13 protein-coding genes are annotated in these 14,471 nt (G+C 60.3%); 11 read left to right on the top strand and 2 right to left on the bottom strand.

Going from position 1 to position 14,471, the window contains the following annotated elements; translation table 11 throughout:
• Positions 1-113 precede the first annotated feature (113 nt).
• From ADIMK_RS03655 to ADIMK_RS03645, 3 genes are read left to right on the top strand one after another with little or no spacing between them, the layout of a single operon-like run.
• On the top strand, positions 114-1,250 hold the full coding sequence (locus ADIMK_RS03655; RefSeq protein ID WP_036183744.1) for an ABC transporter ATP-binding protein: 1,137 nt from the start codon (positions 114-116) through the stop codon (positions 1,248-1,250).
• Positions 1,247-2,146 (top strand): ABC transporter permease subunit, encoded by a 900-nt coding sequence (locus tag ADIMK_RS03650; RefSeq protein ID WP_036183741.1) that lies wholly within the window; start codon positions 1,247-1,249, stop codon positions 2,144-2,146. Before ADIMK_RS03655 ends, ADIMK_RS03650 begins: the two co-directional genes overlap by 4 nt.
• Positions 2,143-2,967, top strand: a complete 825-nt coding sequence (locus ADIMK_RS03645) for an ABC transporter permease subunit (protein WP_036183739.1) — start codon at positions 2,143-2,145, stop codon at positions 2,965-2,967. The genes ADIMK_RS03650 and ADIMK_RS03645 overlap by 4 nt, the downstream gene beginning before the upstream one ends.
• Before the next feature lie 18 nt (positions 2,968-2,985).
• Here ADIMK_RS03645 and ADIMK_RS03640 read toward each other — a convergent pair whose 3' ends face one another.
• A complete protein-coding gene (locus ADIMK_RS03640) occupies positions 2,986-3,747 on the bottom strand; it encodes a metallophosphoesterase (RefSeq protein WP_051692411.1) in 762 nt (253 codons plus the stop codon).
• A gap of 165 nt (positions 3,748-3,912) precedes the next feature.
• Between ADIMK_RS03640 and ADIMK_RS03635 the strand changes: the two genes are divergently transcribed.
• Positions 3,913-4,665 (top strand): type 1 glutamine amidotransferase, encoded by a 753-nt coding sequence (locus ADIMK_RS03635; RefSeq protein ID WP_036183736.1) that lies wholly within the window; start codon positions 3,913-3,915, stop codon positions 4,663-4,665.
• A 3-nt stretch (positions 4,666-4,668) separates the two neighbouring features.
• Here the strand turns inward: ADIMK_RS03635 and ADIMK_RS03630 are convergent, their stop codons facing one another.
• On the bottom strand, positions 4,669-5,421 hold the full coding sequence (locus tag ADIMK_RS03630) for an FCD domain-containing protein (RefSeq protein WP_036183733.1): 753 nt from the start codon (positions 5,419-5,421) through the stop codon (positions 4,669-4,671).
• Positions 5,422-5,699: 278 nt separating this feature from the next.
• Here ADIMK_RS03630 and dctP point away from each other — a divergent pair, with 278 nt between their 5' ends.
• The 7 genes from dctP to glcE all read left to right on the top strand — a co-directional run bounded on the left by dctP (position 5,700) and on the right by glcE (position 14,467).
• A complete protein-coding gene (dctP, locus tag ADIMK_RS03625; protein WP_036183730.1) occupies positions 5,700-6,824 on the top strand; it encodes a TRAP transporter substrate-binding protein DctP in 1,125 nt (374 codons plus the stop codon).
• 77 nt (positions 6,825-6,901) lie between these two features.
• On the top strand, positions 6,902-7,603 hold the full coding sequence (locus tag ADIMK_RS03620; RefSeq protein ID WP_036183727.1) for a TRAP transporter small permease subunit: 702 nt from the start codon (positions 6,902-6,904) through the stop codon (positions 7,601-7,603).
• A complete protein-coding gene (locus ADIMK_RS03615; RefSeq protein WP_036183724.1) occupies positions 7,600-9,144 on the top strand; it encodes a TRAP transporter large permease in 1,545 nt (514 codons plus the stop codon). Before ADIMK_RS03620 ends, ADIMK_RS03615 begins: the two co-directional genes overlap by 4 nt.
• A gap of 79 nt (positions 9,145-9,223) precedes the next feature.
• A complete protein-coding gene (locus tag ADIMK_RS03610; protein ID WP_036183721.1) occupies positions 9,224-11,410 on the top strand; it encodes a malate synthase G in 2,187 nt (728 codons plus the stop codon).
• Between the two features lie 35 nt (positions 11,411-11,445).
• Complete coding sequence (locus ADIMK_RS03605) at positions 11,446-11,877, top strand: GlcG/HbpS family heme-binding protein (RefSeq protein ID WP_036183718.1); 432 nt, start codon at positions 11,446-11,448, stop codon at positions 11,875-11,877.
• Between the two features lie 24 nt (positions 11,878-11,901).
• Positions 11,902-13,404: an FAD-linked oxidase C-terminal domain-containing protein gene (locus ADIMK_RS03600; protein WP_036183715.1), complete on the top strand. Its 1,503-nt coding sequence runs from the start codon at positions 11,902-11,904 to the stop codon at positions 13,402-13,404.
• Entirely contained in the window at positions 13,397-14,467 is a 1,071-nt protein-coding gene (glcE, locus tag ADIMK_RS03595; protein ID WP_036183712.1) for a glycolate oxidase subunit GlcE, read from the top strand. The genes ADIMK_RS03600 and glcE overlap by 8 nt, the downstream gene beginning before the upstream one ends.
• Positions 14,468-14,471: the final 4 nt, after the last annotated feature.

Genomic DNA, 14,471 nt, shown 5'->3' with positions numbered 1-14,471 from the left:
TGTTCGGTGAAACCAGCCCCCGCACTTGTGGGGGCTTTTACGTACAGGGCTACGGCCCGCAAGAGGCGCTTATCCGCGTGCATACCGATACATTGAAGAGAGCCGTTTAATCCATGCCCAGTTTGCGTCAATTCACGCCCGAGGCCGCCTGGCAGGCACCTGAAGGCGAACCGATCATCCGTATCGAAAACGTCAGCAAACGTTTCGGTGAGCTCTACGCCGTCGATGACATCAGTCTCGATATCCACAGCGGTGAGTTTTTTTCCCTGCTCGGGCCTTCCGGCTGCGGCAAGACCACGCTGCTGAGAATGCTGGCGGGCTTCGAGATGCCTACTGAAGGCAAGATCTATATCGACGGTCAGGACATCACCCAGGTGCCACCCTATGAGCGGCCGGTGAACATGATGTTTCAGTCCTACGCCCTGTTTCCGCACATGAGTGTCGCCGATAACATCGCTTTCGGGCTCAAGCAGGAGGGGATGCCCAAGGCGCAGCGTCAGGAGCGCGTGCGCGAGATGCTGTCACTGGTGCAGATCGACAAGCTGGCCGCGCGCAAGCCCCATCAGCTCTCCGGTGGTCAGCGTCAGCGTGTGGCACTGGCCAGAGCCTTGGCCAAGCACCCCAAGATTCTGCTGCTCGATGAGCCGCTTGGCGCGCTGGACAAGAAGCTGCGTGAGCAGACCCAGTTCGAACTGGTCAATATTCAGGAGCGTCTGGGCATCACCTTCATTATCGTGACCCACGATCAGGAGGAGGCGATGACCATGTCCAGCCGTATCGCCCTGCTGCGCGATGGCCGCGTTGAACAGGTGGACCCGCCGCATCGTCTATACGAATACCCCAACTCCCGTTACGCCGCCGATTTTATCGGCTCGATCAACCTGATCGACGGCTATGTGATCAGTCAGGAGGATAACCGGGTGCAGATCCGCAGCGAAGACGCCGGTTGCGATCTGGAGGTTATCCACAGCCAGCCGCTGATCGCCGGTACCCAGGTGACGCTGGCGGTGAGGCCGGAAAAGGTACGTCTGCAAACAGAGGGCAATGCGATCGCCAATCGGCTCACCGGTGTCATCAAGGAGATCGCCTATCTCGGTGACGTCTCGATCTATCATGTCGAGTTGCCCACCGGAAAACGTATCCAGTTTACCCAGTCCAATATTCAGGCACTGGCGGAACAGCCTCTGAGCTGGGAAGACGAGGTCGTACTCGGCTGGCCGGCAAACAGCTGCGGGGTACTGACGCAATGAAGCGGGTGCCACTGCCGCGTGGACGTGGCCTGATCATCGGCGTGCCCTGGTTTTGGCTGGGGCTGTTTTTTCTGCTGCCGTTTCTGTTCGTGCTCAAGATCAGCCTGTCGGAGCCGGTGCTGGCGCAACCGCCCTACCTGGATCTGATCCGCGAGGTTGAGGATGGGTTGGTGTCGATCTCGCTCAACTTCGGCAATTACCTGCTGCTGTGGGAGGATCCGCTGTACCGTGGTGCCCTGTTCGGCTCGCTTAAGATCTCGGCGATCTCGACCCTGTTCTGCCTGTTGCTCGGTTATCCCATGGCCTATGCCATCGCGCGTGCCCCCAGCCACTGGCGGCTGCCGCTGCTGATGCTGATTATTTTGCCGTTCTGGACGTCGTTCCTGATCCGCGTATATGCCTGGATCGGCATCCTCAAGGGCAATGGCTTGCTGAATAACTTTCTGTTGTGGACAGGTCTGATCGATCAACCGCTGGAGATTCTGCACACGCCGTTGGCGGTTTATATCGGCATCGTCTACAGCTACCTGCCATTTGTGGTGCTGCCGCTCTATGCCACGCTGGTGCGTCTGGATCTGACCCTGCTTGAGGCAGCGGCGGATCTGGGATGCCGGCCTTGGAAGCAGTTCCTGACCATTACTCTGCCACTGTCGCTGCCGGGCGTGATCGCCGGCGGCATGCTGGTGTTCATACCGGTGATGGGCGAGTTCGTGATTCCGGATCTGCTGGGTGGGCCGAGTACGCTGATGATCGGCAAGTTGATGTGGACCGAGTTCTTTAGCAACAAGGACTGGCCGCTAGCTTCGTCGTTGGCAGCGGTGTTGCTGGTGGTGCTGATTATCCCGTTTGTCGCCCTGCGTCACTTTGAGCAACGGTCAGAGGAGGATGCCGCATGAAACGCCGTTTCCCCGTATTGATGACCGCTTTGATGTTTGGGTATGCCTTCCTCTATGGCCCGATCCTCAGCCTGATCGTTTACTCGTTCAATGAAAGCCGTCTGGTGACCGTTTGGGCCGGGTTCAGTACCAAGTGGTATGGCGAACTGCTGCACAACCAGCAGCTGCTCGATGCCGCGTGGCTCAGCGTCAAAGTCGCCTCCATGACCGCAAGTCTCGCGGTGGTGCTCGGTACATTGGCAGCACTGGCGCTGGTGCGCTTTCGTCGCTTTCGCGGTCGGGCCACACTGCAGGTGATGGTGACGGCGCCGCTGGTGATGCCGGAGGTGATCATCGGCCTGTCGCTGTTGCTGCTGTTTGTGGCGATGCAGGACAGCATCGGCTGGCCCGATGGCCGCGGTCAGCTCACCATCACCCTGGCTCACACCACCTTTGCCATGGCCTATGTCACGGTCATCGTGCAGAGCCGTCTGGCCCATATGGACCGATCGCTTGAGGAGGCGGCGCTGGATCTGGGTGCCCGCCCGCTGAAGGTGTTCTTTACCATTACCCTGCCGCTGATCGCGCCGGCACTGATGGCCGGCTGGCTGTTGGCCTTTACGCTGTCACTGGATGATCTGGTGGTGGCCAGCTTCGTCTCTGGACCGGGCGCGACCACACTGCCGATGGTGGTCTATTCGAGTGTGCGGCTGGGGGTCAGTCCCGAGATCAATGCGCTGGCGACGATCATCGTCTTGCTGGTGAGCCTTGCAGTGGCGATTGCCGGTGTGCTGCTCTATCGACAGGAGAAGCGCGCCCAGAGCGAGCAAAACCAGGGCTGAGCTTCAGCGACGGACGACTTATGGCACGATGTAGTCGTCCGGTATTTCGAACAGTTCGTGCACTTCGATCGCGGTGATGCGCGGGTGGGGAATATCACTGCGTTCCCCCATCCGCGCGCCGAACAGCGCCGCCCCCGTATCGATGTAGATGCCATTGCCACGCTTTTGCACACAGGGCAGGATCACATGCCCGTGTACGGTCAGATCGACGCCGTCGACCCAATGCGTGAATGCCGAATCATTCACCGGGCGTGCCCAGATCAGCTCCTCCCGGAGGGCCTTGTCCGAGGCCAGACGCAGTTTCAGGTCCAGCCAATCATTGACCGGCACCGTGCTGTGACTGATGCCGAGAGTACGCCCATCCGGCAGGGCAAGCTCGATCGCCCAAGGCATCTCTCTAGACAGTTTTTCGGCGTAGGCGCGCACCTCGGGGTGGCGCCAGAAGTAGTGCTCCGGCCCCTCGCCAAGCCAGGCCTTGCCGCCATACTTCATCCAGTCGCCGGTGTTGATGCTCTCAGGGTCTTCTAGCCAGTTGAACAGTATCTGCTCGTGGTTGCCGCGCACGGCAAAAAACCAGGGCTCCTGCGTCAGCATCAGGCAGGCCTCGGAGTCGGGCCCGCGGTTGATGATATCGCCCACCGAAAACAGGCGGTCCACGGCGCGGTCGAAGCAGACCGCTTCCAGTTCGGCTTCGAGTGGCCCGAGCCAGCCATGAATATCGCCAACGACGAAATCGCGGCCCAGGGTATTCGCACCAACGTTCAGAATAGGGTAGTTCACGGTCTTATCGCTTCCTGAATGGGATACCTGCCTTCAAGCATACGTGACCGATATAAACTTTGTATGAGCAAGCGCAGGTTTCTGAGTTGTCCTGATCAGGCCTGAGGCGCTAGTTTTAAAGATCATGCGTCAGTGGTGGGCGTAGCTGAAGGGGGAAGATGACCGATGGCAACGATACGCGCAACGCTCAGGCTGTTGCTGCTGCAGATCCGCGATGGCGATCAGGTACGCCATGAAGAGCACCAAAGCTTTGCCAACTACTGTCAGGTTAAGCCGGAGCAGATCGAGATTCTGAACGTGTTCGATACGCCAAGTTTCACCGCAACGGCGGCTGAGGGCTATGACGCGCTGCTGGTCGGTGGGGCAAGTGAGGCCAATGTACTTGAGCCCGAGCGCTACCCCTTTGTGCATGATGCCCAGCGGCTGATCGCCCAGTGTCTTGAGCGTGACCTTCCGGTTTTTGCCTCCTGTTTCGGCTTTCAACTGGCGGTGCTGGCGCTCGGTGGCGCTATCCTGCATCGGGATGAGGGGTTCGAAATGGGGACTCTGCCGATCTCGCTGACCTCTGAAGCCGCGGATGATCCGCTGTTTGCCGACATACCCGACCCGTTCATGGCGGTATCGGTACACCGCCAGTACACGGATCGATTGCCCGAGTCCTGTCAGGTACTGGCTTTCACCGATCAGTGCATACACGCCTTCCGCGTCCGGGGGCGCCGCTTCTGGGCGTTCCAGTTTCACCCCGAGGTGGACAAACGAATTCTGGTGGAACGCCTGACCTACTACAAAGCCCACTACACCGATGGCGATGATCATCTGCAGACGGTTCTGGACAATGCGGTGGAAACCCCGGATTCGAACCGCCTGATGACGGCATTTGTCGATCGGGTGTTGCTGGGCGATTCTGGCCGAGACTAGCGCTCAGGCACTTTCGACTTCGCGCTGATCCAGGGCTGCCCTGATCAGATGCTTCTCCTGCTCCTCAATCTGCCGGAGCGATTCGCTGACATGACGCACATGTGCCATGGCCGCCTTGCGCGCCCAACGCGCCTGGCGGCTGATTACGGCGTGGTAGATCTGGCGGTGGTGGCGGTCGATCTGTTGCTTGAATGCCTTGCGGTGGGCCAGGTTCATCACCGCGGCCTGTACCGAGTCCAGCATCAGGCTTTTCAAACTGTTGAGAACATGCAGCAACACCGGGTTGTGAGAGGCCTCTACGATACTGCGGTGAAAGGCGTGGTCCAGCTCGGCGTTGGTCAGCGGGTCGGCCGCCTCCATGGTCTCGAACGCCTTGCGGATCCGGTACTGGTCCTGCTCAGTGGCGCGCTCGGCGGCCAGCGCGGCGGCCTGTCCTTCCAGCTGTTCGCGGACCTCGAACAGGTCGTACAGCGTGCGGCTGTGGCCGATATAGAGCTGCATCAGCGGCGTGCTTTCGTCTACCTGAGGTACCACGCAGGATACGAACGAGCCTTTGCCGTGACGGGTTTCGATCATGCCGCGCCCGTGCAGCTCATGCAGGGCTTCACGCACGATAGCGCGGGATACGCCGAGGCGACTGGACAGTTGGCGTTCGGACGGGATCTTGCTTTCGGGCGCCAGACTGCCATCGAGAATCATCTGCTCGAGATGAGCCGCGATCGATTGGGAGGTGGAGTTCGCTTGTTTATTTGTCATGTTTTCCACTGGTTGGACCAGTTGTTCTTATTCTGAGTCATTCTCGGCCGCATATTAGCCGTGTCTGAATAAATATCGGCCATTCTGGTCATAGCGTCCACAGAGAGCGACAAAAAACTGGTCCGACCAGTGCGTAATTTTCTGGACGAATATCCCGCTATCGTCAAATCTTCCAGCGCACTCGGCCGGGTGCGGCAGTTCGCGCCGCGTCCGGGGGGTGAACTCATCGCAAGACGTTCCCGATTTTGATCTAACAATAAGAACCTTGGAGAACCCAGATGAAGAAAAACCCTGACCCGATCACCGACAAGCGGGTGGCCGACTCAAGGCGCGGTTTCCTGAAATCCGTTGCGCTTGCAGGTGCGGTTGCAGCCGGAACCTCAATGGTGGCAACACCTGCACTGGCGGCCACGACCTGGAAAATCCAGTCGGTCTGGGATGCCGGAACAGTGGGCTACAGCCTGTTTGAGGAGTGGTGCAACGAGATGGAGGAGAAGACCAACGGCGAGTTGATCTTCAAACCCTTCCCGGCCAAGTCAGTCGCCGCCGATAACAACGCGCTGTTCGATGCCGTGCGTAACGGCGTGCTGCAGGGGATGAACCCGTTTACGCTGTACTGGTCCGGCAAGATTCCGGCATCGGTATTTCTCTCCTCCTATCCGGCAGGCCCCGACCAGCCACATCAGTGGGACACCATGTTCTACTCCATGGGGATGCTGGAAAAAACCCGCGAGATCTACAAGAAGTACGGTCTGTTCTATGTCGGCCCGATCCAGCATGACGCCAACATCATCCACTCCAAGAAGCCGGTGAACAGCCTGGATGATCTGAAGGGGATGAAGGTCCGTCTTCCCGGCGGCATGGTCGCCGAGGTGTTCCAGCAGTTCGGTGTGTCCACCGTCAGTCTGCCCGGCTCCGATATCTTCCCGGCGCTGGAGAAGGGCACCATCGATGCGGCGGACTACGTAGGCCCGGCGGTGAACTACGAGCTTGGTTTCTCCCAGGTGACCGACTACATCCTGTTTGGCCCGCCGGGGGTGATGTCGATCTACCAGCCGGTTGACCTGATGGACCTGACCGTCAACCTGCGCACCTGGAACAAACTCGATCCGAAGCTTCAGAAGATCGTCGAGGAGCAGGTGCAGAACTACTCCCAGCGCCACTACCTGACGATCCAGAAGCGCAACATAGAAGCGATGGAAAAGTTCAAGGCCGAGGGTGACACGGTTTCCCGACTGAGTCAGGACGATCTGATGCGCTTCCGTAAGGCCGCGATCCCGGTCTGGTACAAGTGGGCCAACAAGGATGAGGATGCTCGCGCCATCTTCGACCTGCAGCTCAAGTACATGATGAACGATACGGTTGGCTACATCACCGAGGAGGATATCAAGGGCATGGAGTGATCCGTCCCCTGTCCTAATCCATGGGGGAGTTCCCGCTCCCCCTCTGATCTTTCTGTGTAGTCATGAGGTAGCTGATCATGTCAGATCTCGAAGGCTTTGGCTTTGTCATGCCGCACTGGCTCTACTGGGGCTGGTTGGCGGTAATGCCGCTGATTCTGATGGCGCTGAGCAAGCGCTCGGAGAAGCGTCAGGGACAAGTGGCCGAGTCACACCCGATCATGGGTGAAGTACAGGCGGATGAAGATCCACTCATCCACCTCCATTTCCGGGGCAACGCGTTTACTCGCTCAATTGACTGGATCAGCGATAAATCCGGTGTGTTCGTCGCGCTGTGGACCATCAATGCGGTCTGCTTCTACTTCTATGAAGTGATCATGCGCTACTTCTTCAACATGCCCACCATCTGGGTGCATGAAGCGAGCTACCTGCTGCTGGGCATGCAGTATCTGCTGGCCGGTGCCCATACCCTGCTGCATGGCGGCCATGTGCGGGTGGATGTGATGTACAACCTGTTGCCCGAGCGTGGTCGGGTGGGGATGGACATCTTCACCTCCATGTTCTTCTTCATCTTCACCCTGGCGCTGGCCGGCACCTCCTGGACCTTTTTTCAGGACGCTTACGGCATGCATGAAACCACGGTGGAAACCTGGGGCATTCAGTACTGGCCGGTAAAAGGGATGATGCTGCTGGGATCGATACTGATCCTGCTCGCCGGGATCTCGAAGCTGATTAAAGATATCGCGCTGTTCGTGCGCATGGGCGAGGAGGGTGCGCAATGACCGCTACAGCAATCCATACCGCGGATCGCCGCGGTAACAACCTGATCGGCAAGCTCGGCACCTGGCTGATGATCGTTGCGACGATCGGATTAGGTTTTATCGTCCTGGTTGAGACCATCAACACCGTCTTCTATGACCCCTACGGTGATGAGTACTTCCTGTTCCGCCTGGCCGGTATCCTTGGCAATGTGGATATAGGCCCGCTGACCTACCTGATGTTCGGTTCCCTGCTGGTGGCGCTGATGATGGGCCTGCCGCTGGCCTTCGTCACCGGCGGTCTCGGCGTCATGTTCATCTACCTGGTCGGTGACGCGCTGATGCTGAACATCATCCCGGGCCGTATCTTCCCGATGATGACCAACTCCGATCTGGCGGCGATCCCGCTGTTCATTTTCATGGCCTCGATGCTGGAGCGCGCAGGTCTGATCGAGGAGATGTTCAACGTGGTGTACAAGTGGATGGGCGGCCTCAGTGGCGGTCTGGCCACCGCCACCATCATCGCCTCCACCATTCTCGCGGCGATGGTTGGCGTCATCGGCGCGGCTGTGGTGACCATGGGGATCATCGCGCTGCCGGCGATGCTCAAGCGTAACTACGATCATCAGATCGCGCTGGGTTCGATCATGGCCGGGGGCACGCTCGGTATCCTGATTCCGCCGTCGATCCTGGCGATCCTCTACGCCGTAGTGGCTCAGCAGTCCGTGGGCGAGCTTTACCTCGGCTCTGTGATACCGGGCCTGCTGCTCTCCGGCATGTATATCGCCTATGTGCTGGTGCGTACCTGGCTCAATCCTCAGCTGGGACCGCCGGTACCGGTTGAGGAGCGTATCTCCTTCGGTGCCAAGCTGGGACTGCTGAAGGACCTGATCGCACCGATCATCCTGGTAATGCTGGTGCTGGGGCTACTGTTCGGTGGTATTGCGACGCCAGTCGAGGCGGCGGGTATCGGCTCCTTCGGTGCCGTACTGGTGGCGTGGAAGCACGGCTCCTTCTCGGTTCAGGCGCTGAAAGAGGCATCGGTCACTACCGCCAAGGCCTCGGCCATGGTGCTGTGGATCATGTTCGGTGCCTCGGTGTTCGTCGGCTTCTACATCCTTCAGGGCGGTCAGGCGTTTATCACCGAAACCATCCTCGGCACCGGTCTGTCCGCCTACGGCATCCTGTTTCTGCTGATGGTGCTGCTGGTGATCCTGGGCATGTTCCTGGACTGGGTCGGCATCCTGCTGCTGGCGGTACCGATCTTCATCCCCATCGTGCAGGCGCTGGAGTTCGACGGCCTGTTCGGTTTGCCGCCGGTGTCGGGTGACGACGTGGTGCTCTGGTTCGGTGTGCTCTACCTGGTCAACATGCAGATGTCCTTCCTCAGCCCGCCGTTCGGCTATGCTTTGTTCTACATCCGTGGGGTGTGCCCGCCGGAGATCTCGATGGGCACGATCTTCCGCTCCTCGCTGGTGTTCCTGGCACTGCAGGCAACGGGGTTGATGCTTTGCATTCTGTTCCCGGGGCTGATCACCTGGTTGCCGAGCCTGGTGTACGGCTGATGCACGGTAAGTAATACCGCTTGGCGGGGTTCGCGCCCCGCCTGTTTCACGCTAACAACCCAACACACGAGATCCGGTCATGACGAATCGAATCCAGGTGGGCGGCCTGCAGATTGATGCTGCCCTGTATCGGCTGATCGAGGCCGAAGCGGCGCCAGGGACGGGTATTGATCCAGAGCGCTTCTGGCGCGAGTTTGAAACCATTGTGCGGGATCTTGGGCCTATCAACCGTGAGCTGCTGCAGAGACGTGATCAGCTGCAGGCACAGCTGGATGCGTGGCACCGACAGCATAAACACCAGCCTTTCGATGTGGCGGCTTACAGCCAGTTCCTGCGCGAGATCGGCTACCTGCTGCCCGAGGGTGAGCCGTTTAGCATCGACACCCGGAACGTGGACGAGGAGATCGCCCGGATAGCCGGTCCGCAATTGGTGGTGCCCTGCAGTAACGCCCGTTTTGCGTTGAATGCGGCCAATGCGCGCTGGGGCAGTCTGTATGATGCGCTCTACGGCACCGATGCCATTGATGACAGCGATGGGGCGACAGCCGGGGCACAGTTCAATCCGCAGCGTGGCCGGGCCGTCATCGCCTGGGCCGCCGGATTTCTCGACCAGGCGGCACCGCTGGCACGGGGCTGCCACGCTCAGGTCACCGAGTATCGCCTGCAATTCGGCGCCTCCGGCACGGCGCTGGTACTGACGCTGGACGATGGCAGCGAAACCGGCCTGAAGGATCCGGACCAGTTTGTCGGCTATCGGGAAGAAGGGGCGATAGTCGGCGTTTTACTTCGCAACCACGGTCTGCATATCGAGTTGCAGATTGACCCCACCCATCCGATCGGCAAGCTGTCGCCTGGGGGCGTACGCGATGTACTGATGGAAGCGGCGATGAGCACCATCATCGACTGCGAGGACTCCGTGGCCGCCGTCGATGCCGAAGACAAGGTCAATCTCTACCGCAACTGGCTGGGGCTGATGAAGGGCACGCTGGAGGACAGTTTCGTCAAGGGCGGCCAGGAGATCACCCGTCGGCTGCATGCCGATCGCACCTACAACACGCCCAGCGGCAGCAGCCTGATCTTGCATGGCCGCAGTCTGCTGCTGGTACGTAATGTGGGTCACCTGATGACCACCGACGCGGTGTTGGATGGCGATGGCAGGGAGGTGCCCGAAGGGTTCCTCGATGCCATGGTCACCAGCCTGTGCGCCATCCATGACCTCAAGCGGCTGGGGCGCTACCGCAACAGTCGTAGCGGCAGCATCTACATCGTCAAACCGAAGATGCATGGACCGCAGGAGGTTGCCTTTACCGACCGACTGTTCAGTCGTGTTGAAGATGCATTGGAGCTGGCACGTAACACGCTGAAGGTAGGGGTTATGGATGAGGAGCGTCGCACCTCGGCCAACCTGATGGAATCGATCCGTGCCGTACGTGAGCGGCTGATGTTCATCAACACCGGTTTCCTTGACCGCACCGGGGACGAGATCCACACCTGCATGGAAGCAGGTCCGGTATTGCCGAAAGAGGTGATCAAGGCGCAGCCCTGGATCAAGGCCTACGAGGAGCGCAACGTATCGATCGGTCTGGCCTGTGGCTTGAGCGGTGTGGCCCAGATCGGCAAGGGGATGTGGCCGATGCCGGATGAGATGCACAAGATGATGGCGGCCAAACTGGACCATCCCCAGGCCGGTGCCAACTGTGCCTGGGTGCCCTCGCCGACCGCGGCGACGCTGCATGCCACACACTATCACCGGGTGGATGTAGAGGCCCGCCAGCGCGAACTGGCCGGCCGCCAGCGGTTGCCGCTGGAGCAGCTGCTGACGCCGCCGCTGCTCGGCGATATCCACCTTACCCCGGCCAAGATCCAGGCTGAGCTCGATAATAACGCCCAGGGTATTCTCGGCTACGTGGTGCGCTGGGTCGGACAGGGGATCGGCTGCTCCAAGGTGCCGGATATACACAATATCGGGTTGATGGAGGATCGCGCCACGCTGCGCATCTCCAGCCAGCACCTGGCCAACTGGCTGCAGCACGGTATCTGTACCGATGATCAGGTGATGGAGACGCTCAGGCGGATGGCGGAGGTGGTGGATAAGCAGAACGCCGGCGATCCGGCCTATGAGCCGATGGCACCCAACTTCAGCGACAGCATCCCGTTTCAGGCCGCTTGCGACCTGATCTTCAAGGGCTGCGAGCAGCCCAATGGCTATACCGAACCGCTACTGCATGCCCATCGGCGGGCGCAGAAGCTTAAGAATCAATCCTAAAGGGCAATAGCCTGGTACAGGCAATCGAGGTCAGGATGTTAACCATTACACGTTTGGATATTGAAGATGCCCGCCTGCTGATTGCAGGCGCCGCAAACAAGGCTCGGGAGATCGGGGTGCCGATGTGCATCGCCATTGTCGATGAATCCGGTAACCTGATCGCGTTCGAGCGGATGGACGGTGGCAAGATCACCAGCGTCACCATCGCGCAGGACAAGGCCTTTACCGCTGCTGCGGCACGCAAGGCAACCCACGAATACAACGAAAAGTGTGTTCCGGGGAGTCTGGTGTTCGGCATCCACACGGCTCTCGGCGGTCGCCTGTGCGTAGTGGGCGGTGGTTTGCCGATCAGTGTCGACGGCGAGGTGGTCGGGGGGATCGGATTAAGCTCGGGTACCCCCCAGCAGGACATGGAGTGCGCGCAGGCGGGTATCGATCATTTTCATGCCACGCGTTTTCAGGCGTGAGCTGAGACCGGGACGGGAGAAGCGATGAGTCAGGCAGAAGCGAACAGGGGACAGGTCGACCGGGAGGCGCTGGCACGGCGCTTTCGGGCCTTTATCGACCCGGCATATGTGATCAGCGACGACGAAACGCTAAAGCCCTATGAGTGCGACGGCCTGTCGGTGTATTGCGAGATGCCGATGCTGGTGGTGTTGCCGGAAACCGTCGAGCAGGCGCAGCAGGTGCTGCGCATCTGTCACGCCGAGGGTATTCCGGTGGTGGCCCGTGGCGCCGGCACCGGCTTGTGTGCCGGGGCGATGCCCCATCCCGAAGGGGTGGTGCTGTCGATGGCCAAGTTCAACCGCATACTGGAGATCGACCCGCTGGCCCGTGCCGCGCGTGTGCAGCCGGGCGTGCGCAATCTGGCGATCAGTGAAGCGGCGGCGGTTCATGGCCTCTACTACGGCCCCGACCCCTCGTCGCAGATCGCCTGCACCATCGGCGGTAACGTGGCGGAAAACTCCGGCGGCGTGCACTGCCTCAAATATGGCCTGACTGTACACAACCTGCTCAGTGTCGAGCTGCTCACTGTCGAGGGGGAACGGCTGAGCATCGGCAGCGAAGGTCTGGACAGCTGTGGTGCCGATCTGCTGGCGCTTCTGACCGGATCAGAAGGGTTGCTGGGTGTGGTCACTGAAGTGAGGATCAAATTGTTACCCAAGCCCGAGGTGGCACAGGTGGTGATGGCCGGATTCGATTCGGTGCAGACCGCAGGCGATGCGGTCGGTGCGATCATTGCCGAGGGGATTATCCCCGGCGGACTGGAGATGATGGACAGCCACGCCATTGTCGCCGCCGAAGCCTTCGCCAAGGCGGGCTATCCGGTTGATGCTCAGGCACTGCTGCTGTGCGAGGTGGACGGCACCGAAGAGGAGGTGCAGGAGCATATCGAAGCGGTGGAAAACCTGTTCAGGCGCCTGGGCGCGACCTCCGTGCGCACCTCGCACAGCGAGGAGGAGCGCGCGCGCTTGTGGCAGGGGCGCAAGTCCGCCTTTCCTGCCGTTGGCCGTATCTCGCCGGACTACTACTGCATGGATGGCACCATTCCGCGCAGTCAGCTGGCCCATGTGCTGACCGAGATGGACAAGATGTCCGAGGCCTGTGGCCTGCGCGTGGCCAATGTGTTCCACGCCGGAGACGGAAATCTGCACCCGCTGATCCTGTTCGATGCCAACGTGCCGGGTGAGTTGGAGAAAACCGAGGCGTTTGGTGCCCGCATTCTGGAGCTTTGCGTTGATGTCGGTGGCTGCATCACCGGTGAGCATGGTGTTGGCGTGGAGAAGATCCGTCAGATGCCCAAGCAGTTCAACGAACAGGAGCTGTCCCAGTTCCACCGCATCAAGGCCGCCTTCGACCCAGCGGGCACGCTGAACCCGGGCAAGGGGGTACCCACCCTGCGCCAGTGTCAGGAGTATCGGTCTTTGGATATGAACATAGAGCCCAATGCCGGCGCCCAGGCCCAGCACGAAGGGAGGTGCCGTCATGACTGATATAAGTCTGCAGTTACAGGAGCAGGTAAAAGCCGCGGCGGCTGACAAACGCGCGCTGCATATCGTCGGCGGTGGCAGTAAGGCGTTCATGAGCCGTGAGGTCGAGGGTGAGCAGCAGACCCTGTCGCTTGCCGAACACAAAGGCGTGATCAGTTATCACCCCGTGGAGCTGGTGCTGACGGCCCGGGCCGGTACCCCGCTGTCTGAACTCGATGCTGTCCTTGCCGAGCACAACCAGATGCTGTCGTTCGAGCCGCCCCGGTTTACCGATGCCTCGACGCTTGGCGGCACGCTGGCCTGCAACCTGTCGGGGCCGGGAAGGCCTTGGTGGGGGTCGGTGCGCGATCAGGTGCTCGGTGTGAGGTTGATCAACGGACTCGGCGAGCATCTGCGCTTTGGCGGACAGGTGATGAAGAACGTGGCCGGTTACGATGTATCGCGCCTACAGGCGGGTGCCATGGGCACCCTGGGTGTCATCACCGAGGTCAGCCTTAAGGTGCTGCCAAGGCCGAGCGATACACGCACGCTTGTTTTCGAGTCATCGCTTGATGAAGCGCTGTCGATGATGAACCAGCGTGCTGCCGAGCCCAAGCCGCTCAGCGCCGCCTGCTGGCAGGATGGCCGACTCTATCTGAGGCTCAGCGGTGCCCATGCCGCCGTGTCTGCGACGGCCGGTTACTGGGGCGGCGAGGTGCTGAACGAAGCCGATCGGTTCTGGCAGCAGTTGCGTGACCAGCAGCTGGCGTTCTTTACCGAGGAGGGCGCGCGCCCGCTGTGGCGTTTCTCCATCAACCCGACGGCGCATCTGCCAGCGCTTGATGGTCGGTGGCTGGTGGATTGGGCCGGTGCCCAGCGCTGGTACAGAGGCGAGGCCGACATGGCGGAGATGGCGCGTATTGCCAGCGCCGCCGGCGGTCAGGTCAGCCTGTTTCGCGGCGGTGATCGCAGCGGCGAGGTGATGCACGCTCAACCCGAGGCGCTCAGGCAGCTGCAGCGCAATATCAAGCAGGCGTTCGATCCCGAGGGGCTGTTCAACCCCGGTCGTTTATATAGCTGGATGTAGCCGA

This window comes from Marinobacterium lacunae (genome assembly GCF_000705555.1).
In the GTDB taxonomy this organism is placed as follows: Bacteria; Pseudomonadota; Gammaproteobacteria; order Pseudomonadales; family Balneatricaceae; genus Marinobacterium_D; species Marinobacterium_D lacunae.
The sequence above is the reverse complement of the archived record's forward strand: the minus strand, read 5'-3'. Positions and strand labels throughout refer to the sequence as shown.

Coding starts and splice junctions, on each gene's coding strand:
- ADIMK_RS03655 (WP_036183744.1), top strand. CDS start 114: ATGCCCAGTTTGCGTCAATTCACGCCCGAGGCCGCCTGGCAGGCACCT.
- ADIMK_RS03650 (WP_036183741.1), top strand. CDS start 1,247: ATGAAGCGGGTGCCACTGCCGCGTGGACGTGGCCTGATCATCGGCGTG.
- ADIMK_RS03645 (WP_036183739.1), top strand. CDS start 2,143: ATGAAACGCCGTTTCCCCGTATTGATGACCGCTTTGATGTTTGGGTAT.
- ADIMK_RS03635 (WP_036183736.1), top strand. CDS start 3,913: ATGGCAACGATACGCGCAACGCTCAGGCTGTTGCTGCTGCAGATCCGC.
- ADIMK_RS03630 (WP_036183733.1), bottom strand. CDS start 5,421: ATGACAAATAAACAAGCGAACTCCACCTCCCAATCGATCGCGGCTCAT.
- dctP (WP_036183730.1), top strand. CDS start 5,700: ATGAAGAAAAACCCTGACCCGATCACCGACAAGCGGGTGGCCGACTCA.
- ADIMK_RS03620 (WP_036183727.1), top strand. CDS start 6,902: ATGTCAGATCTCGAAGGCTTTGGCTTTGTCATGCCGCACTGGCTCTAC.
- ADIMK_RS03615 (WP_036183724.1), top strand. CDS start 7,600: ATGACCGCTACAGCAATCCATACCGCGGATCGCCGCGGTAACAACCTG.
- ADIMK_RS03610 (WP_036183721.1), top strand. CDS start 9,224: ATGACGAATCGAATCCAGGTGGGCGGCCTGCAGATTGATGCTGCCCTG.
- ADIMK_RS03605 (WP_036183718.1), top strand. CDS start 11,446: ATGTTAACCATTACACGTTTGGATATTGAAGATGCCCGCCTGCTGATT.
- ADIMK_RS03600 (WP_036183715.1), top strand. CDS start 11,902: ATGAGTCAGGCAGAAGCGAACAGGGGACAGGTCGACCGGGAGGCGCTG.
- glcE (WP_036183712.1), top strand. CDS start 13,397: ATGACTGATATAAGTCTGCAGTTACAGGAGCAGGTAAAAGCCGCGGCG.